The sequence below is a fragment of the Streptomyces sp. WAC03905 genome, assembly GCF_057371075.1.
Genome location: NZ_JBXYDZ010000003.1, coordinates 4,276,520 through 4,294,010, shown reverse-complemented (window position 1 = coordinate 4,294,010; position 17,491 = coordinate 4,276,520). Strand labels below are relative to the sequence as shown.

Annotated in this window: 17 protein-coding genes and 1 tRNA gene; 7 read left to right on the top strand and 11 right to left on the bottom strand. The window is 73.2% G+C overall.

Features of this window, described 5'->3' with window-relative positions; translation table 11 throughout:
- Nucleotides 1–17: 17 nt before the first annotated feature.
- Together AC2RP6_RS22005 and AC2RP6_RS22000 are read right to left on the bottom strand one after the other, a co-directional pair.
- Nucleotides 18–1,430 (bottom strand): M1 family metallopeptidase, encoded by a 1,413-nt coding sequence (locus AC2RP6_RS22005; RefSeq protein ID WP_486447731.1) that lies wholly within the window; start codon nucleotides 1,428–1,430, stop codon nucleotides 18–20.
- Between the two features lie 32 nt (nucleotides 1,431–1,462).
- Entirely contained in the window at nucleotides 1,463–2,026 is a 564-nt protein-coding gene (locus AC2RP6_RS22000) for a GlcG/HbpS family heme-binding protein (protein ID WP_486447730.1), read from the bottom strand.
- Nucleotides 2,027–2,462: 436 nt separating this feature from the next.
- Here AC2RP6_RS22000 and AC2RP6_RS21995 point away from each other — a divergent pair, with 436 nt between their 5' ends.
- From AC2RP6_RS21995 to AC2RP6_RS21985, 3 genes are read left to right on the top strand one after another with little or no spacing between them, the layout of a single operon-like run.
- Nucleotides 2,463–3,686 carry a sensor histidine kinase gene (locus AC2RP6_RS21995; RefSeq protein WP_486447729.1) on the top strand — a complete coding sequence of 408 codons (1,224 nt, stop codon included), beginning with the start codon at nucleotides 2,463–2,465 and terminating at the stop codon, nucleotides 3,684–3,686.
- The gene (locus tag AC2RP6_RS21990) at nucleotides 3,683–4,306 is read left to right on the top strand and encodes a response regulator (protein ID WP_030663223.1); all 624 of its coding nucleotides are present in this window, start codon (nucleotides 3,683–3,685) and stop codon (nucleotides 4,304–4,306) included. Before AC2RP6_RS21995 ends, AC2RP6_RS21990 begins: the two co-directional genes overlap by 4 nt.
- A 44-nt stretch (nucleotides 4,307–4,350) precedes the next feature.
- A complete protein-coding gene (locus AC2RP6_RS21985; RefSeq protein ID WP_486447728.1) occupies nucleotides 4,351–4,854 on the top strand; it encodes a hypothetical protein in 504 nt (167 codons plus the stop codon).
- Here the strand turns inward: AC2RP6_RS21985 and AC2RP6_RS21980 are convergent, their stop codons facing one another.
- The 4 genes from AC2RP6_RS21980 to AC2RP6_RS21965 all read right to left on the bottom strand — a co-directional run bounded on the left by AC2RP6_RS21980 (nucleotide 4,855) and on the right by AC2RP6_RS21965 (nucleotide 7,710).
- Nucleotides 4,855–5,943, bottom strand: coding sequence for a glycoside hydrolase family 26 protein (locus AC2RP6_RS21980; RefSeq protein ID WP_486447727.1), 1,089 nt, complete (start codon nucleotides 5,941–5,943; stop codon nucleotides 4,855–4,857).
- 172 nt (nucleotides 5,944–6,115) lie between these two features.
- Nucleotides 6,116–6,799 (bottom strand): pentapeptide repeat-containing protein, encoded by a 684-nt coding sequence (locus tag AC2RP6_RS21975; protein ID WP_486447726.1) that lies wholly within the window; start codon nucleotides 6,797–6,799, stop codon nucleotides 6,116–6,118.
- Between the two features lie 122 nt (nucleotides 6,800–6,921).
- Nucleotides 6,922–7,068, bottom strand: coding sequence for a hypothetical protein (locus AC2RP6_RS21970; protein WP_486447725.1), 147 nt, complete (start codon nucleotides 7,066–7,068; stop codon nucleotides 6,922–6,924).
- Between the two features lie 165 nt (nucleotides 7,069–7,233).
- A complete protein-coding gene (locus tag AC2RP6_RS21965; protein WP_486447724.1) occupies nucleotides 7,234–7,710 on the bottom strand; it encodes a GNAT family N-acetyltransferase in 477 nt (158 codons plus the stop codon).
- A 335-nt stretch (nucleotides 7,711–8,045) separates the two neighbouring features.
- Between AC2RP6_RS21965 and AC2RP6_RS21960 the strand changes: the two genes are divergently transcribed.
- Nucleotides 8,046–9,422 carry an NAD(P)/FAD-dependent oxidoreductase gene (locus tag AC2RP6_RS21960; protein WP_486447723.1) on the top strand — a complete coding sequence of 459 codons (1,377 nt, stop codon included), beginning with the start codon at nucleotides 8,046–8,048 and terminating at the stop codon, nucleotides 9,420–9,422.
- A gap of 69 nt (nucleotides 9,423–9,491) precedes the next feature.
- On the opposite strand, the gene AC2RP6_RS21955 is transcribed toward AC2RP6_RS21960, so the two are convergent.
- The 3 genes from AC2RP6_RS21955 to AC2RP6_RS21945 form a co-directional block, all read right to left on the bottom strand.
- Nucleotides 9,492–10,817 carry a DUF7927 domain-containing protein gene (locus tag AC2RP6_RS21955; RefSeq protein ID WP_486447722.1) on the bottom strand — a complete coding sequence of 442 codons (1,326 nt, stop codon included), beginning with the start codon at nucleotides 10,815–10,817 and terminating at the stop codon, nucleotides 9,492–9,494.
- A gap of 223 nt (nucleotides 10,818–11,040) precedes the next feature.
- Nucleotides 11,041–11,115 (bottom strand) — tRNA-Thr (locus tag AC2RP6_RS21950).
- Nucleotides 11,116–11,183: 68 nt separating this feature from the next.
- Nucleotides 11,184–11,873 carry a hypothetical protein gene (locus tag AC2RP6_RS21945; RefSeq protein ID WP_486447721.1) on the bottom strand — a complete coding sequence of 230 codons (690 nt, stop codon included), beginning with the start codon at nucleotides 11,871–11,873 and terminating at the stop codon, nucleotides 11,184–11,186.
- 156 nt (nucleotides 11,874–12,029) lie between these two features.
- Here AC2RP6_RS21945 and AC2RP6_RS21940 point away from each other — a divergent pair, with 156 nt between their 5' ends.
- The 3 genes from AC2RP6_RS21940 to AC2RP6_RS21930 all read left to right on the top strand — a co-directional run bounded on the left by AC2RP6_RS21940 (nucleotide 12,030) and on the right by AC2RP6_RS21930 (nucleotide 14,526).
- Nucleotides 12,030–13,118: an ABC transporter ATP-binding protein gene (locus AC2RP6_RS21940; RefSeq protein ID WP_030658977.1), complete on the top strand. Its 1,089-nt coding sequence runs from the start codon at nucleotides 12,030–12,032 to the stop codon at nucleotides 13,116–13,118.
- Nucleotides 13,119–13,324: 206 nt separating this feature from the next.
- Nucleotides 13,325–13,738, top strand: a complete 414-nt coding sequence (locus AC2RP6_RS21935; protein ID WP_486447720.1) for a hypothetical protein — start codon at nucleotides 13,325–13,327, stop codon at nucleotides 13,736–13,738.
- Between the two features lie 26 nt (nucleotides 13,739–13,764).
- On the top strand, nucleotides 13,765–14,526 hold the full coding sequence (locus tag AC2RP6_RS21930; RefSeq protein ID WP_486447719.1) for a nucleotidyltransferase family protein: 762 nt from the start codon (nucleotides 13,765–13,767) through the stop codon (nucleotides 14,524–14,526).
- A gap of 229 nt (nucleotides 14,527–14,755) precedes the next feature.
- On the opposite strand, the gene AC2RP6_RS21925 is transcribed toward AC2RP6_RS21930, so the two are convergent.
- On the bottom strand, nucleotides 14,756–16,282 hold the full coding sequence (locus tag AC2RP6_RS21925) for a DoxX family protein (protein WP_486447718.1): 1,527 nt from the start codon (nucleotides 16,280–16,282) through the stop codon (nucleotides 14,756–14,758).
- 142 nt (nucleotides 16,283–16,424) lie between these two features.
- Nucleotides 16,425–17,396, bottom strand: a complete 972-nt coding sequence (rlmB, locus tag AC2RP6_RS21920) for a 23S rRNA (guanosine(2251)-2'-O)-methyltransferase RlmB (RefSeq protein ID WP_486447717.1) — start codon at nucleotides 17,394–17,396, stop codon at nucleotides 16,425–16,427.
- Nucleotides 17,397–17,491 lie beyond the last annotated feature (95 nt).

Here is a 17,491-nt window from a genome sequence, read left to right as displayed (position 1 = left end):
CTGGTGCCGGGCACGGCCTACTTGGGGCGGCCCTCGCCGTACAGCCAGACGTCCCAGACCTTCTTCAGGTCGTGGCCCGTCCGCTCCTGCGCGTAGGCGGTGAAATCGGCCGTACTCGCGTTCCCGTGCCGGTGGTCGGTGGCCCAGCCGCGCACCATCGCGAAGAACTTCTCGTCGCCGACCTCCTGCCGGATCCGGTGCAGCACCATCGCGCCGCGCTGGTACACCGGGCTCCCCGAGATGTCCTCGGGACCGGGCGGATCGGCCGGCGGGAAGGCGGCCCAGTCGGAACCGGCGGCCTCGTCCACGTCCGTGTCACCGGTCATGAGGGCGTCGAAGTGCTCCTGCGCCGTGGGCCCGCCGTGGTCCTCGTCCCACAGCCACTCGGCGTAGGTCGCGAAGCCCTCGTTGAGCCACATGTCCTTCCAGGTCTTCGGCGACACCGAATTGCCGAACCACTGGTGGGCCAGCTCGTGCAGCACCAGCGCCTCGTCGCCGGGCGCACCCGGGTACACCGGCTTGGTCTGCGTCTCCAGCGCGTAGTCGAGGGTCCCGGCGGGCAGGACGACCGCACCCGCCGTACCGAAGGGGTAGGGGCCGAACCGGCGGCCGCCCCACTCCAGCATCTCCGCCTGCCGCGCCAGCGTACGCTCGCTCGCGGCCGCCTCCTCCGGCGAGACCGCGTTGTAGAGGGACACCCCGGAGGGCGTCCGCCCGGTGGTCACCTCGTACGGGCCGACGACGGCGGTGGCCAGGTAGCTCGCCATCGGCTCCGGGCTGTGCCACGCGAACCGCGTACGGCCGTCGCCGCCGTCGGTCCGGGACTTCAACTCCCCGTTCGACACGGCCTCGTAGCCGCGTGGAACGGTGATCGTGATGTCGTAGGCGGCCTTGTCGCCGGGATGGTGGTTGCCGGGGAACCAGGTCATCGACCCGACCGGCTCGCCGACGCCGACCGCGCCGTCCTCGCCCGCGATCCAGCCCTCCTTCGAGCCGTCCGCGTCCGTGAGGGCCTTGGGCCGCCCGCTGTACTCGACCTCCGTGCGGAACACCTGGCCCTTCTTCAGGTCGTCGGCCGGGCGCACGGTCAGCTCGTTGCCGGTCCGGTTGAACCGGGCCCCCTCGCCGTCGACGCTCACGTCCTCCACGCGCAGACCGCTGAGGTCGAGGTTGAAGGAGCTGAGCCCCTGCTCGGCGCGCGCGGTGATGACGGCCCTGCCGTGCAGCACCCCGTCGGCGGGGTCGTAGTCCAGGTCCAGCCCGTAGTGCTCGACCTGGTAACCGCCGTTGCCGGCCTTGGGGAAGTACGGGTCGCGCAGCCCCGACGCACCCGGCCGCCCCTGCACCGGGCCTCCCGTGCACGCCGCGGTGACGGCGAGCAGGGCGGCGACGGCAGGGGCGGCGAGGCGGGTGAGCGCGCGGTGGTCCACACACTCGATCCTAAGCGGGCAAACCGCGCACTCTACTTGCCGAGCGCGTCGACGCCGGCCTTGGCGAACTTCTCGTCCAGGTCGCCGCTCGGGGCACCGGCCACACCGATGCCGGCGACGGGCGCGCCGTTCGCCTGGACCGGGGTGCCGCCCCCGAGGAAGAGGGTGCCGGGGATGTCCTTCAGGTTCGGGGCCTGGGCCAGCCGGCCCACGAGCACCGAGGTCGGGGCGTTCCACGACACGGCGGTGTACGCCTTGCGCTGCGCCGACTCGTAGGACTGCGGGCCGGCGCCGTCGCCGCGCAGGGTGACGATGGTGTTGCCGTTGCGGTCCACCACCGCGACGGTCACCTTCTGGTTCTCGTCCGCGGCGGCCTTGAGGGCGGCCTGGGCGGCGCGGGTGGCGGCGTCGACGGTCAGGTGGGTCGTCGTCGTGAAGTTCTTGTCGCTCGGGCCGTCCTTCTTCCCCGCGACGGCGGCGGCCTGAGCGGTGGTGGGGGCGGCGGGGGTCGCGCTGGCGCTCACGGCACCGAAGGCCCCGGCGCCCAGGGCGACGGCGAGGGCGGTACCGGTGAGGACGCGGGTGCGGGTGTTCATCTCTGCAGCTCCTGAGAACGGTGGCTTCGGTGACGCGGTGAGGCCATCGGATCGGCCCGGGCCGGTCGGACCGGCTCCTTCACTGCTCCAAGCCTGTGCCCGCACCCCCCTCCGCCCCGTCCCCGTACCGGCTCGCCCCGTCCACCGCACCGGCTGACCCGGGGGTCAACCGATCGGCCGATGCGCATCGCCTCCCGGCGGGGCAACCATGACCCCGGACCTCCCCCGCTCTTCCAGCCCCACCGGCGTGTGAGGCGCGGGGCCCGGGCCGGAGCCGCGCTCTTCCAGCCCCACCGGCGTGTGAGGCGCGGGGGCCCCGGGCGGAGCCCCGCTCTTCCAGCCCCGCCGGCGTTTGAGGCGCGGGGGCCCCGGGCGGAGCCCCGGGAGCGGCACTGCAGGCGACAATGGACGCAATCCCCCCACACCAGGAGCACCGGTGAGTCACCCCGCGATCAGGCCGGACACCCGAACCCTCGCGACGGTCGCGCACACCGCCTTCTTCCTGCTCCTCGGCGCCTCCGTGGCCCGCTTCCTGCTGCGCCACCCCGGCGAACCCCGCACCCCATGGGTCCTCGCCCTCAGCATCACCCTGGCCCTGCTCTACGTACTCGGCCCGGCCCTCGGCGCCGCCCCCACCCGCCGCCGCCTCCTCTGGCTCGGCCTGGTCGTCACCACCTGGGTCGTCCTCGTCGTCCTCGCGCCGAGCTTCGCCTGGTGCGCCGTACCCCTCTTCTTCACCGCCCTGCGCACCCTCCCCCCACGCGCCGCCATCGTCCTCGTCGCCCTCCTCACCGCCTTCGTCGTGACCGCCCAGCTCCAGCTGTCCAAGTCCTTCGACCCCAACCTCCTCCTCGCACCACCCGCCGTCGCCGCCCTCGCCACCGCCGTCTTCGTCCACATGGAACGCCAGGCCCAGGCGCAGCGCGCCCTGATCGACGACCTGATCCGGACCCGCCGGGAGCTGGCCGCCACCGAGCGCCGCGAAGGCACCCTCGCGGAACGCCAGCGGCTGTCCATGGAGATCCACGACACCCTCGCCCAGAACCTCTCCAGCCAGCAGATGCTCCTCCAGGCCGCCGACCGCACCTGGGACACCGACCCCGCCACCGCCCGCGGGCACGTCCGCACCGCCACCGGCATCGCCGCCCACGGCCTCGCCGAGGCCCGGCGACTGGTCCACGACCTGGCCCCGTCCGAGCTCGCCGACGGCGCCGGCCTCGCCGACGCCCTGCGCGCCCTCGACGCCGGCCCCGGCATCGAGGTCCGCTTCCACCTCGAAGGCACCCCGGCCCCCCTCCCGGACCGCGTCCAGTCCGCCCTGCTGCGCATAGCCCAGGGCGCCCTCGCCAACGTCCGGGAACACTCCGGCGCCCGTACGGCCGCGCTCACCCTGAGCTTCCTCGGCGACCAGGTCGTGCTCGACGTCGCCGACGACGGCCACGGCTTCACCGAACCCGGCACCGAACCCGGCACCGGTCCCCGATCCGGACCCCGCACCGGACCCCGCACCGGATCCCGCACCGACGCCGACCGGCGCGGCCACGGCCTCCCGGCGATGCGGGCCCGCGTCCGCCGGCTCGGCGGCACCCTGACCATCGAATCCACGCCGGGCGAGGGCACCGTCCTCTCCGCGGCCGTCCCCCTGGAGCCCGCTCCATGACCACGATCCTGCTCTGCGACGACCACGTGGTGGTCCGCGCCGGCCTCCTGGCCCTTCTCGGCAGCGAACCCGACATCGAAGTCCTCGGCGAGGCCGGCAGCGGCGAGGAGGCCGTCGCCCTGGCCGCCAAGCTGCACCCCGACGTGGTCCTCATGGACCTCCAGCTCGGCGAGGGCATCGACGGCGTCGAGGCCACCCGCCGCATCACCGCCCTCCCGCGGCCCCCGCACGTCCTCGTCCTCACCACCTACGACACGGACGCGGACATCACCCGTGCCATCGGCGCGGGCGCCACCGGCTACCTCCTCAAGGCGGAACGCCCCGAGGAGCTCTTCGCCGCGATCCACTCGGCCGCCCAGGGCCGCACCACCCTCTCCGCACCGGTCGCGAGCCGGGTGATGGCCCACATGCGCGGCAGCCGCCCCACCCTCACCGACCGCGAACTCGACATCCTCGGCCAGCTCGCCCGCGGCCTCGGCAACCGCGACATCGCCCGCGCCCTGTTCATCAGCGAGGCCACGGTCAAGACCCACCTGGGCCGCATCTACGACAAGCTCGGCGTCGACACCCGCGCGGGCGCCGTCTCCGTCGCGAAGGAACAGCGCCTCCTGCCCTCCTGACGCCCAGGTGGGGACACCCCGGGACCCGTGACACCATCGGGTACGTGCTCGACATCGGCTACTCCCTCTCCCGGCGGTTCCCCGACCCCCCGCAGACCGACTACCGCTCGGCGGACGTCCGCGCGCTGCGCCACGACCTGTTCTGCGGGGACGTGTACCTCGCCGACACCCACTCGGACCGGGAAGTGTCCACAGCCTGGGGATGGGTGCCGGTCCTGGACTTCGCCTGGGCCCTGTGCGACATCGTCGAGCAGCTCGACCGGGACCCGCGCGGCAGCCGCTCCGCCAACCGCCAGTACGCCGAGATCGACTTCACCGAGTCCACGGACCGCATGCTCTTCGAGCGCCGCTTCGGCTGGGTCGACGTCGAGGCCGACTGGATGCCCGCCGAGGAGGCCCCGCTGACCTTCAGCCACCGGCTGCTGCGCCGCGAGGCCCGCGACTTCCTGCACGACCTGCTCGCGGACCTGATCGACATGCACGACGGCCTCGGCGACAACCCGGCCATCTGGACCCTCCAGGCCCGCTTCCCGCGCGTACCGGCGTAGTCAGAAACGCCTGCCGGACACGCCGGGCACACTCGCCGCGCCTACCGCGCCTGCCGCGCCTGCCGCGCCCGTCACGCCTGCCGCGCCGGAGAGGGACTCCCGGAAGACCCGCGTCGACCGCGGGTTCTCCCCGCACTGCCACACACCGTGCGGGCAGTAGTCGGTGATGCTCTGGTAGAGCGGCTCGTGCTCGGCGAACCAGGCCAGCATGCCCCGCACGTAGTCGGGGTTGTCGCCGTGCCGGAACAGCCCCCACTCGGGGTACGAGATCCGCTTGCCGTGCGCCTTCGCGAAATCGACCTGCTGCCGGAGCCCGTAGGGCTGCGCGACCTGCTCGTCGAAGGTGGCGCCGGGCTCCTGGTCGTAGGAGTCCATGCCGACGATGTCCACCACGTCGTCACCGGGGTAGCAGCTCGTCCACGCGATGGCGTCCCGCCCGCGGTTCGGGGCGAAGTCGAACCGGAACCGCTGCCCCTTCACCGACCGCATGGCGGCCACGATGCGCCGCCAGTACGTCTTCCAGTTCTCCGGGTCGGGACTGCAACGGTGGGCGTAGTCGAAGCCGTTCATCTCCCACCCGAGCACGATCACCGTGTCCGGCACCCCCAGGTCGACCAGCCGCGCGGCCAGCCGCCGGAAGTGCTCGTCGTTCGCCCCCCGCGCGCCGGCGCGGATCAGCTTCGCGACCCCGTCGTCGGGTGTCCCGGCCTCGTTGTGCTCCTGCATGGGCACGTTCAGGACGAACAGCCGGTCGGCCCTCTCCCGGCGCCACCGCGCCCACGTGCGCAGGGAGTCCGGCGCCCCCTCGATGTTCGCCCAGGTGTCGCCCGGCAGGTAGGTGTGCCCCGCGCGCAGCTCGGTACCGCCGAGCCAGCGCGACAGCTCCGCCATCCGCTCGACACCGGGCGAGCCGTAGTGGAGGTAGGCGCCCACGGCCGTCCCGCCGGCCTCGCTCCCCGCACCGCCCCCGGGCCGGGATCCCGACCCCGCGCGCGGCGGCCGCGTGCCGACGAAGACCGCCACGACGAGCAGGGCGACGGCGACCGTGCCGCAGCAGGCGGCCGTCAGGCGGCGGAACCGACGGGTCATGACACCTCCACGGGTTTCGGGCACCGGTGCGTCTGCCTGCGACGGTAGGCAGCGCACACGGCGGGCGCCCGGCCGAGTATCCGGACACTCGGCCATCCGCCGCAGTCGTCCGCGCCCGCCTGACCCGACCGGGTGACCCCGTCGGCGGGACGGACGAGGCGCCCGGTGCCGCCTACGGCACCACCCGCACCCCCAGCTGCGCGGCGAGCGCCGGGGCCAGGTCGAACAGCTGCGCCGGACTGATCACCGCCCCGGCCAGCGCACCGATCCCCCGCGCGATCTCCAGTACCGAGGCCTCCCGCAGATCCACCTCCGTCATGCGCACCCCGGAGAAGTCCGCACCGCGCAGCGCGCAGTCCCGGAACTCCACCCGCTCCAGCACCGCGTCCCCGAAGTCCGGCTCCACGAGCACGCAGCCCTCGAAGACCACGTCCCTCAACCGTGCCTTGCGCAGGTTCAGATAATCGATCTTGCCGCCGCGGACCACCACCCGCTCCAGCGCGGCCCCGTGCAGCTGCACCCCACCCAGGCGGGCGTCCACCAGCTCCACGTCGCGCAGCGACGCCCCCGACAGGTCGGTCCCCACCCCGCGGACCCCCTCCAGCACCGAATCCAGGATCCGCGCCTTCGCCAGCCCCGCCTCGTCCAGCGCGCACCGCCGCACCGCGCAGTCCATGAACCGCGCCCCGGCCCCCTCCTGCCCGGCCAGATCCAGGTCCGCGAACTCCAGCCCGTCGTAGTCCCCGTCCGGCTCCAGCTCCGGCCCCTCCCAGGCCGTCAGCCCCGGCAGCCGCAGCTCCGGCCTCCGCGCCGCCTTCACCGACTGCTGCCGCCCGTTTCGCACCATGCCCCCCATCGTGACCGACGGCACTGACAACGGCCCGCGCGCTTGACCGTCCGCCCCGTCCCCGCCCCCGGCCAGGTCCACAACGGGCAAGGTCGTCCTCGAACCCTGACTTCGGCGGAGCGCGGGCGCGGTCATCGGGACGTCCACCACGCAGTGAATCCGGAGCAACCGACCGCGGCCAGCAGGCTCATCAGGCGCACGGGCGCCTTCTGCACCACGAGGTGGAATCCTCCCGCGCGGAGTTCCAGAAATGGCTTCTTCGACTCGATCTCGGACACGGCACGCTCCGGAAGGTCAGCCGGCCAACGGGACGATTCCTTGCCGATCGGCGGCGCGCGCCGCCATCTCAACAACAGTGCACAGTACGCCAGTTATGACTATGTGAAGATAGCCCATTCGGGCTATGCGCAAAAGGGTCACGGCAGCGCATTGACACCCTCCGGCTATGCCTGTCGGCCCAGCTCCGCCAGCGCCCGGTCCGTCAGCCGGTACACCGACCACTCCTCCTGCGGCCGCGCCCCCAGGGCCTCGTAGAAAGCGATCGCCGGCGCGTTCCAGTTCAGGACCGACCACTCCAGCCGCTCGTAGCCTCGCTCGACGCACGTACGCGCCAGCTCCGCCAGCAGGGCCTTGCCGTACCCGCCACCGCGCACGCCCGGCCGTACGTACAGGTCCTCCAGGTAGATGCCGTGCACCCCGCGCCACGTCGAGAACGACAGGAACCACACCGCGAAGCCGACGACCTCCCCGTCCGCGCTCTCCGCCACGTGCGCGAACACCGCCGGGCGCACCCCGAACAGCGCCTCCCGCAACTGCTCCTCGGTCGCCCGCGCCTCGTGCGGCACCTTCTCGTACTCCGCGAGCTCACGGATCATCGCGTGGATGACGGGGACATCGGCCACTTCCGCACTACGGATCATGCCCGCACCCTACGGGGGGCTCACCGGGCCGGTGCCCGGGCGCTGCCCGGACCCGCGCCTCAAACGCCGGCGGGGCTGGATCGTCGATCCGGGTCGGCCTGGTCGGTACGGGGTGCCGCGCCGAGGAGACCCTCGTGCGGGGCACCACCCCACACCGAGACCCCGCCCAACCAGCCCCGCCGGCGTTTGAGGCGCGGGTCCGGGCAGCGCCCGGAACACCCGCCCGCACCGCCGAGCCGCCCGCAGGGCAAGCGGCAGCCAGCCGCGTATCAGCCCCCGCCCCCCGACACTGCGTCCCTGGCGCCCCGAGCGGAGAACCGGGTAGCAACTCTCCCATGACGATCAACGGCGGCATTTCCTTCTGGTACGCGACCGACGCCCCCACCACCCCGCCCCGCCCGCCCCTCACCGCCCACACCACCACCGACGTCGTCATCGTCGGCGGCGGCTACACCGGCCTGTGGACCGCCTACTACCTCAAGCAGGCCGCCCCCGACCTGCGCGTCACCGTCCTGGAGCAGAAGTTCTGCGGCTACGGCGCCTCCGGCCGCAACGGCGGCTGGCTCTACAACGGCATCGCCGGCCGCGACCGCTACGCCGCCCTCCACGGCCGGCCCGCCGCCGCCCGCCTCCAGCAGGCCATGAACGAGACCGTCGCCGAGGTCGTCGACGTCACCACCAAGGAGGGCATCGACGCCGACGTCCACCGCGGCGGCGTCCTCGAAGTCGCCCGCACCCCCGCCCAGCTCGGCCGCCTGCGGGCCTTCCACGCCGCCGAGCTCGCCTTCGGCGAGACCGACCGCGAACTGCACGACGCCGCCGCCACCCGCGCGCGTATCGACATCGCCGACGCGGTCGGCTCCAGCTGGAGCCCGCACGGTGCCCGCATCCACCCCCTCAAGCTGGTCCGGGGCCTGGCCGCGGCCTGCGAACGCCTCGGCGTGGTGATCCACGAGTCCACCCCGGTCACGGAGATCGCCACGGGCCGGGCGGTGACCCCCTACGGCACCGTCCGCGCCCCCTTCGTCCTGCGCTGCACGGAAGGGTTCACCGCCGCCCTCAAGGGCCAGAGGCGGTCGTGGCTCCCGATGAACTCCTCGATGATCGCGACCGCCCCGCTGCCCGCCGAGACGTGGGCGAGGCTCGGCTGGTCGGGCCGCGAGGTCCTGGGCGACATGGCCCACGCGTACATGTACGCCCAGCGCACCGCCGACGACCGCATCGCGATCGGCGGGCGCGGGGTGCCGTACCGCTTCGGTTCGCGCACCGACCACGACGGCCGCACCCAGCCGGCCACGGTCGCGTCGCTCCGCGACCTCCTCTTCTCCTTCTTCCCGGCGCTCGCCGGCACGGAGATCACCCACGCCTGGTCGGGCGTGCTGGGCGTCCCCCGCGACTGGTGCGCGACCGTCACCCTGGACCGCACCACCGGCGTGGGCTGGGCGGGCGGCTACGTCGGCTCGGGCGTAGCGACCTCCAACCTCGCCGCCCGTACCCTGCGCGACCTGGTCCTCGGCGAGTCCACCGGGCTGACGACCCTGCCGTGGGTGAACCACCGGGTCCGCCGCTGGGAGCCGGAGCCCTTCCGCTGGCTCGGCGTACAGGCCCTCTACGCCGCCTACCGCGAGGCGGACCGCCGCGAGGCCGCCACCCACACCCCGACGACGTCCCCCCTGGCCCGTCTCGCCGACCGCGTCTCGGGCCGCCACTGACCGCACGGACGCAAACGGGCCCGGCACGCGTGACGCGTACCGGGCCCGCCGCTTCACCGCGGGGAGGCGTCAGCCGTCGTGCCCGGGCTTGTGACCGTGCTCGCGCCCGGGCTCGTGATCGTGGCCGGGCCTGTCGCAGTCCTTGTGGTCGTGCCTCTTCTTGACGTGGATCGTGACGGAGCAGGTGCGCGCCGACGAGCAGGAGCCGCCGGGCGCGGTGGGTGCGACGTAGTTGACCAGGGTGCGGTCGCCGGTGTCCGGGGTGTTGACCCGCACCTGGTAGCTGACGGTGGCGGTGCCGCCGGGTGCCAGCGTGCCGGTCCAGGACAGCGTGTTCCCGGTGAGGTCCGCGGAGCCGCTGGTGGAGGTGAGCGAGCCCGGCACGAAGGTGGCGTCGTCCAGGACGTCGCTCAGGTCGTCGGTGAAGTCGCCGTTCGCGGCGACGGTGCCGGTGTTCGTGACGGCGAGCCGGTAGGTGACGGTGTTGCCCTCGTTCACCGGGCCGGTCGGCGAGGCCGACTTCGCCACCGTGTAGGCGGGCACGACGCAGCCGCCGCTGTCCTGCGCGGAGGTGGCCCCGTAGAAGCCGCGGCCGGTCGCCTCGACGGTCGTCACCGGCAGCGGCGCGGTCGACGGCGTGGTGGGCAGGCTGGTCAGCAGGTTGATGTCGCCGTTGGAGGCGAAGGCGTAGACGCTGCCCGCGGACTTGGCCGCGCCGAAGGTCTGGGGGACCGTGCCGATCTGGACGACGGTGTTGTCGGGGCGGATCCGGAACACCGGGGAGAGGCTTCCGGCGCCCGTGGCGCCGAAGGCCAGGACGTCGCCGTCGTCGAGGGTGATGAAGTCACCCGCCGAGACGACGCCGGCCGGGAAGGATGCGGGGAACAGCGAGGAGACGCCCGTGGCGGGGTCGATCAGGAAGATCTGGCTCGAATTGAACGAGCCGGCGATCAGTGCTCCGTCCGCGCGGGCGGTCAGGCCGTTGACGGCGGGCGTCGACGTCACCGCTGCCAGCGGCCCCGAGACCGGCCGGCCGGACGTCTCCGCACCGGTGACGGGGTCGATGGTGTAGAGCGAGGTCGCGCCGGCGGCCCCGGGGAAGTCCACCCCGTACAGCGTCGAACCGTTGGGGCTGAACGCGATGTCGCCGTAGTCGCGGGCCAGCGGGACGTTGCTGAGCGCGTTGCCCGTCGTGTCGTACTGGATGAGCCGCTGGTCGTTCCCGCCGGTGTTGGCCCACAGCGGCGTCGGCGGGCACACCGCACGCGCCTTCGACGCCGGTGCCGTCCCCGTGGACGCCTGCGCGGGTCCCGCGGCGCCGGTGACCGCCAGGACGAGGCCGATCGCCGCGCCCGTCAGCACACGTCGTACGCTGCTCTGCCCGTAACACGCCATGAAGGCTCCTCACTTCTCCCGCAGCCGGCCGCCCGGCTGATCCAGTCGAGGCAGGGTTCCCTCAGCGAAGCCCATGATCACACCGGCCGCGGGGAGCCCCCCTTCCGGCCGAGCACCACCACTCGAACAGGCTGGCCCCCGCGCCGACCCCCGCCCCCGACCGCGCCCGCAGCCCACAGGCACGAAAAACCCCAGGTCACGACAGGTGACCTGGGGTTCACGGAGCCCCCTGTCGGATTCGAACCGACGACCTACGCATTACAAGTGCGTTGCTCTGGCCGGACTGAGCTAAGGAGGCACGACCCACTCGCGCGCACGCCGAGCGAAGCCGCCATCACTCTACACAGCACGCGATTCCCCCTGCCATCACATTGGCCGGCCCCCCACGGGGTACCCCGTCGCCGCAACGGCCTCCGCCACGGCGCCGGGGTCGGCCTGCGGGTTCAGCGCCTTGACCACGTCGCCCGTGAGGGGACGCAGGGCGAACACGTGACGGATCGCGTCCAGGTCCATGGGCCGCTCGTGATACTCCTCGGCAAAGTCGCGGTAGGCCTCCGGTGTGCCCGCCGCGAGCACCTCGAAGAGGGCCCGGGCGCCGTCGCCGTAGCCGCCGGGACCGCCGGGGATCTCCACCGGTCCCGTGTGCCACGCCCCGTCCTCCGCCTCGCGCCAGAACACGACGGTGACGCGTGGGACGGCGGGGCCGTCGTCGTCGTCGTCGCAGAACGCCGGCTCGGTCACGTACGGGCGGAAGGCCTCGGGCACGGCGTCCAGCAGCCCCGGCCAGACCTCCAGGTCGTCGCCGGCCCACGGGCTCATCGCGGACTCGTGGGCGAAGCCGCGCGCGTACGCGCCCGCCGCCGAGAAGACGATCGCGTAGTCGTCGCCCGAGCCGTTGTCCATGAGGGCCGCCTCCTCCGTCTCGGACCAGTCGGCGGCGTACGCGAAGAACTGGTCCCGGGTGTCCATCACCGTCTCCAGCGCGGCCAGGGCCCGGCACCGGTCGCGCAGGACGGGGACGTCGGGGAGGGCCGGGAGGATCTCGTACACGCTCACGGGCGCATGGAAGCAGGCCGCACCGACAATCCCACACCCCCGCAGTGCTGACAGACGCCGTCACGGGAGGTAGCGTCGGGCGGAGTCCGGTTTCTGGACTAGACCTTCCACTCGGATCGTCCGGCACGTTCCTGCCGGTAGAAGGGATTCCTCACCATGGCTTCTGTCACTTTCGACAAGGCGACCCGTCTGTACCCGGGCGGCGACAAGCCCGCCGTCGACCAGCTGGAGCTGGAGATCGAGGACGGCGAGTTCCTCGTCCTCGTCGGCCCCTCCGGCTGCGGCAAGTCCACCTCGCTGCGCATGCTCGCCGGTCTGGAGGACGTCAACGGCGGCGCCATCCGCATCGGCGACCGCGACGTCACCCACCTGCCGCCCAAGGACCGGGACATCGCGATGGTGTTCCAGAACTACGCGCTGTACCCGCACATGAGCGTCGCCGACAACATGGGCTTCGCGCTCAAGATCGCCGGCGAGGACAAGGCCACCATCCGCAAGAAGGTGGAGGACGCGGCGAAGATGCTGGACCTGACCCAGTACCTCGACCGCAAGCCGAAGGCGCTCTCCGGCGGCCAGCGCCAGCGCGTCGCCATGGGCCGCGCCATCGTCCGCAAGCCGCAGGTGTTCCTGATGGACGAGCCGCTGTCGAACCTCGACGCCAAGCTCCGCGTCTCCACCCGCACGCAGATCGCGGCCCTGCAGCGCGACCTCGGCATCACCACCGTCTACGTCACCCACGACCAGGTCGAGGCCATGACGATGGGCGACCGCGTCGCCGTCCTCAAGGACGGTCTGCTGCAGCAGGTCGACACCCCGCGCAACATGTACGACCGCCCCGCGAACCTCTTCGTCGCCGGCTTCATCGGCTCCCCCGCCATGAACCTGGTCGAGGTCCCGATCACCGACGGCGGCGTGAAGTTCGGCGACAGCGTCGTCCCGGTCTCGCGCGCGGCGCTGTCCGCCGCGGCCGACGCCGGCGACCGCACCGTCACGGTCGGCGTCCGCCCGGAGCACTTCGACGTCGCCGAGACCGGCGGCCTGACCATCACCGTGAACGTCGTCGAGGAACTCGGCGCCGACGGCTACGTCTACGGCTCCACCTCCGCGGCCGAGGGCTCGCAGGACCTCGTCGTCCGCGTGGGCGGCCGCCAGGTCCCGGAGAAGGGCTCCAGCCTGCACATCGTGCCGCGGGCCGGCGAGATCCACGTCTTCTCGACGTCTTCCGGACAGCGACTGTCCGACTAGTCGTACCGGAAAAGGAGTTGGAGGGGCGTCCCGCGCAAGGGGCGCCCCTCCGCCGTCCGTTGCGGAAGAGCACCCCCCAGGAACCCCGGCAGACCGGGCCATTCGGACGCGTCCGTCAACCGTCAATTCGAAAAGCCACGTCGAACCATCCCCCGACAGGGTGACTAAATGTCGCCAAATCCTCACCGAGCGCTACTCTCGCCCTCGTGACCCACACTGCCCGCCGAATCGGCCGTTCCCTCGCCCTGGTCCTGCCCGTCGTCCTGGTCCTGTCCGGGACCCTCGCGGTCACCATGGTCCCCTGGGCGGACACCTCCTCCTCCCAGCTCGTCACCGCGTCCGCCGAGGGCGTCTCCACGCCCGCGAAGCCGCGCGCCGCCCACGAGGTGCTGCGCACCCAGCTCGTCGGCGAACTGCAGCAGGGCCAGGCGCCCGGTGACGTCCTGACCCACCTCCAGCAGGAGGTGAACCGTCGCCCGTCGCTCGCCGAGCACTGCGTGGGCATCGCCCGTGCGCTCGGCCGCGCCGCCGTCGAGGCGTACGGCCCGACGAAGGCCCAGTCGTTCTCCCGGCCCGTCTGCGACACCTCGTACGCCTCCGGCGTCGCCTCCATGGGCTGACGCGACCCGTCCCTACGCTGGCCGTCATGACCGACGACGACCCCCGATCCGCCCCCTCCGCAGCCGCGTTCCCCGCCGCCCCCGCCCAGGCAGTCGTCCTGGCGGGCGGCCAGGGGTCGCGGCTGCGTCCGTACACCGACGACCGCCCCAAGCCGATGGTCGAGATCCCGGGGACCGGGCTGCCGATCATCGGGCACCAACTGGCCTGGCTGGCGGCCGAAGGGGTCACCGACGCCGTGGTCTCCTGCGGGCACCTCGCCGGGGTGCTCCAGGAGTGGCTGGCCGAAGCCCCGTTGCCGCTCCGCGTGACCACCGTGGTCGAGGAGGAGCCGCTGGGGCGCGGCGGCGGCCTGAAGTACGCCGCGCGGCACCTCCCCGACCCCGACGGGGCCTGGTACGCGACGAACGGCGACGTCTGGACGCGCTTCTCGCTCCGCGAGATGGCCGCCTTCCACACCGAGCGCGGGGCGGTGGCGACGCTCGCGCTGGCCCGGCCGCGGATCCCGTGGGGGGTGGTGGAGACCAATGAGTTCGGGCACGTACTGGACTTCATCGAGGCCCCGCCGTCGCCCTACCCGGTGAACGCCGGCGTGTACGTCTTCGGGCCCGAATTCGCCGCGCTGCTCCCCGACTTGGGGGACCACGAGCGCACCACCTTCCCGCGGCTGGCGCGGGAGCGGCGGCTGGCCGGCTTCCCGCTGCCCCAGGGCGCCTACTGGCGGGCGATCGACACGGCCAAGGACCTGACCGAGGCCGCACGGGAGTTGGCGGCGCAGACGGGCTCCTGAGGCCCCGCAGCACACGCCACCCCCGGGCCGCGCCCCCCGGTCCCGCCCGGCCCCTCCCGCCAAGGACCCGCCGAGGACCCGCCGAGGACCCGCCAAGGACCCCGCCCAGCGCCCCGCCCGGGCCCCCGCCACGGCTCGGTCGCGCCCCGACCACCGCCCCGGACACACCGCAGGGGCCCGGCACGCTCTCGCGTCCCGGGCCCCTGCGGGCCGGCCCCTGGCGGAGGGCTCAGCCGATGAGCCCGCCGATCAGGCCGGGCTGCTTGGTCGCAGTGGTGCCTCCCCCGCGCGTGCTGCTGCCCGACGAGGAGGACGACGACTTCGGCGCCGTCGACTGCCGGGGCGTGCTGCGCGGGGTCTGCTGCTTGCCGGTCGCGCCCCGGGTCGCCGTCGGCGACTCCGAGCCCGTCCCGGCGGTCCCCCGGGAGGGCGCGCCGGACGCCGTCTTCCCGGCCTTGGCGGACGGCTCGGACGGGGAGGGCGTCGGCGAGGACGACTGCCGGTTCGGCTGCTGCGGTGCGGGCTGCTGCTTGGCCGGCGCCTGGGGCAGCGGACGGCCCGGAAGGTAGTTGCTGGGGGCCTGGCCGGGCCCGGGGACGGTGACGACGGTGGTGGAGCGGACGGCGCCGCCGAGCAGCGAGCCGATGAGCAGGGTGAGGCCGCAGACGACGGTCGCCATGACGGCCCCGCGCCGCAGTACGCGGCGGCGCAGCCGCCAGACCTCGGAGCGGGGGCCGAGGGTGCGCCAGGCCTCGCCCGCGAGCCGCCCGTCGAGGGAGTAGACCGGGGCGCCCGCGATGATCAGCGGGCTCCAGGCGGCGAGGTAGATGATGTCGGGGGCGTCGTAGGCCGGGACGGTCTTCCAGCTGACCGTCATCAGCAGGGCGGCGGACAGCAGCGCCCCGAAGCAGGCGGCGAACCGCTGCCACAGGCCGAAGACCGTCAGCACGCCGACGATGACCTGGAGGAAGGCCACGCTGAGGCCCGCGCCCACCGGGTGCGCGAGCGCGAAGTCGCGCAGCGGCTCGGCCAGCGCCCACGGGGTGAGGGTGTGCAGCCAGGTGACCATGGAGCCGCGCTCGCCGCCGTCGAAGTAGACGGGGTCGCACAGCTTGCCCATGCCGGCGTAGATGGAGATGAAGCCGAGGAAGACGCGCAGCGGGAGCAGCACGACCCCGAGGTTCATCCGGCGGCCGGGGTAGTAGGAGGCCTGCCCGCGGTTGTCGGCCGGGGGGCGCCGGGTTTCCGGCGCGCCGCCGGCCCCGGAACCGGGCGGCTGCTCGTACGGGAGGTCCCGTACGGCGGCCAGCGGGCGCGTCTCGGCCGGGTCCCCGTAGCTGCGCTGGCCGATGACGGTCGGCGTGGCGAGGGTGTCCTCGGCGAGGTCGTGGGCCATGTCGACGCGCGGGATGACCTGGGTGGCTCCGCCGTCGTACTCGTCGTGGCCGCGCCCGGCCTCGCGCACTGCCTGGAGCAGTCCGCCCATGGCCGCGGCGGCGTCTCCGCTGTCGGACTTGCCGCTCCAGACCACGGGGGCCCGGCGGCGGGTGGCCCCGGCGGCCGCCACCACGGCGCCGCCCAGGACGGGCGCGCGGCCGGGGGCCTTCGCGGGCTTGGAACGCGCGCTCGGGCTCGGTGCGAGCCGCACGCGGAAGCTGGCGTGGTTGACGATGACCTGTGCGGGGTCGCACGGCACCTTGACCATGCTCAGCGCGGGCTGGTCGTCGAACCCTGACGTTCTGGTGTCCACACTCATCTAACCGAGTGATCAGTGTTTAGGACACTGCCTTGACATCAGGGATCTGTCCGAGACCCGTCAAGATCAAGCCACCCCGCCCGAAACGGGCGGGGTGGCACGCTCACGGGTCATTTTCCGTGAGCCAAGTGGATCAAGGCGATCAGGTGCGCGGCTGCGTGGCGCGGCGGCGGGCCGCCTCGTAGAGCACGACGCCCGCGGCAACACCGGCGTTGAGGGACTCGGCGCCGCCCGGCATCGGGATGCGCACGAGGTAGTCGCAGTTCTCGCCGACGAGGCGGCCGAGGCCCTTGCCCTCGGAGCCGACGACGATGACGACCGGACCGCCGAGCGCCTCCAGGTCCTGCACCTCGTGCGTGCCCTCGGCGGCGAGGCCGACGACCGCGATGCCGGCCTTCTTGTACTCCTGCAGGGCGCGGGTGAGGTTGGTGACGCGGGAGACCGGGGTGCGGGCGGCGGTACCGGCCGAGGTCTTCCAGGCACCGGCGGTCATGCCGGCGGCGCGGCGCTCGGGGATGACCACGCCGTGGCCGCCGAAGGCGGAGACGGAGCGGACGATCGCGCCGAGGTTGCGCGGGTCGGTGACGCCGTCGAGGGCGACGATGAGGGGGTCCTCGCCGTTGTCGTAGGCGGCGTCGGTGAGGTCCTCGGGGTGCGCGTACTCGTACGGCGGGACCTGCAGGACCAGGCCCTGGTGGTTGAGCCCGTTGGTCATCCGGTCGAGCTCGGGGCGCGGGGCCTCCATCAGGTTGATGTTGCCGCGCTCGCCGGCGATCTGGAGCGCCTCGCGTACGCGCTCGTCGTTGTCGATGAACTGCTGGACGTAGAGGGTCGTGGCGGGGACGCCGTCGCGCAGCGCCTCGAAGACCGGGTTGCGGCCGACGACCATCTCGCTGGTGCCCTTCGGGCCGCCGCGGCGCGGGGCGGGGCGGCGCTTGGCCGCCTGGCGGGCCATGGCGTTGGCGATGCGGTTCGCCTTGTGCTTCTTGCGGTCCTCGGCCTTGGGCGTGGGGCCCTTGCCCTCCAGGCCCTTACGCCGCTGGCCACCGCTGCCGATCGTCGCGCCCTTCTTGTTGGACGTGCGGCGGTTCCTGCGCTGGCTGTTCCCGGCCATGACCTCTACCTGTTTTCGTTGATGCTGCGATATGTACGTATGAAGAGTGTGCCGCCCGGAAGGCCGGGCGGCACAGTCGGACTGCTCCGGGTGCC

What these genes read in the sequence shown, in the direction of transcription:
- AC2RP6_RS21960 (WP_486447723.1), top strand. Translation starts at nt 8,046, where the DNA reads ATGACGATCAACGGCGGCATTTCCTTCTGGTACGCGACCGACGCCCCC.
- AC2RP6_RS21940 (WP_030658977.1), top strand. Translation starts at nt 12,030, where the DNA reads ATGGCTTCTGTCACTTTCGACAAGGCGACCCGTCTGTACCCGGGCGGC.
- AC2RP6_RS21975 (WP_486447726.1), bottom strand. Translation starts at nt 6,799, where the DNA reads ATGGGGGGCATGGTGCGAAACGGGCGGCAGCAGTCGGTGAAGGCGGCG.
- AC2RP6_RS22000 (WP_486447730.1), bottom strand. Translation starts at nt 2,026, where the DNA reads ATGAACACCCGCACCCGCGTCCTCACCGGTACCGCCCTCGCCGTCGCC.
- AC2RP6_RS21990 (WP_030663223.1), top strand. Translation starts at nt 3,683, where the DNA reads ATGACCACGATCCTGCTCTGCGACGACCACGTGGTGGTCCGCGCCGGC.
- rlmB (WP_486447717.1), bottom strand. Translation starts at nt 17,396, where the DNA reads ATGGCCGGGAACAGCCAGCGCAGGAACCGCCGCACGTCCAACAAGAAG.
- AC2RP6_RS21965 (WP_486447724.1), bottom strand. Translation starts at nt 7,710, where the DNA reads ATGATCCGTAGTGCGGAAGTGGCCGATGTCCCCGTCATCCACGCGATG.
- AC2RP6_RS21980 (WP_486447727.1), bottom strand. Translation starts at nt 5,943, where the DNA reads ATGACCCGTCGGTTCCGCCGCCTGACGGCCGCCTGCTGCGGCACGGTC.
- AC2RP6_RS21925 (WP_486447718.1), bottom strand. Translation starts at nt 16,282, where the DNA reads ATGAGTGTGGACACCAGAACGTCAGGGTTCGACGACCAGCCCGCGCTG.
- AC2RP6_RS21955 (WP_486447722.1), bottom strand. Translation starts at nt 10,817, where the DNA reads ATGGCGTGTTACGGGCAGAGCAGCGTACGACGTGTGCTGACGGGCGCG.
- AC2RP6_RS21930 (WP_486447719.1), top strand. Translation starts at nt 13,765, where the DNA reads ATGACCGACGACGACCCCCGATCCGCCCCCTCCGCAGCCGCGTTCCCC.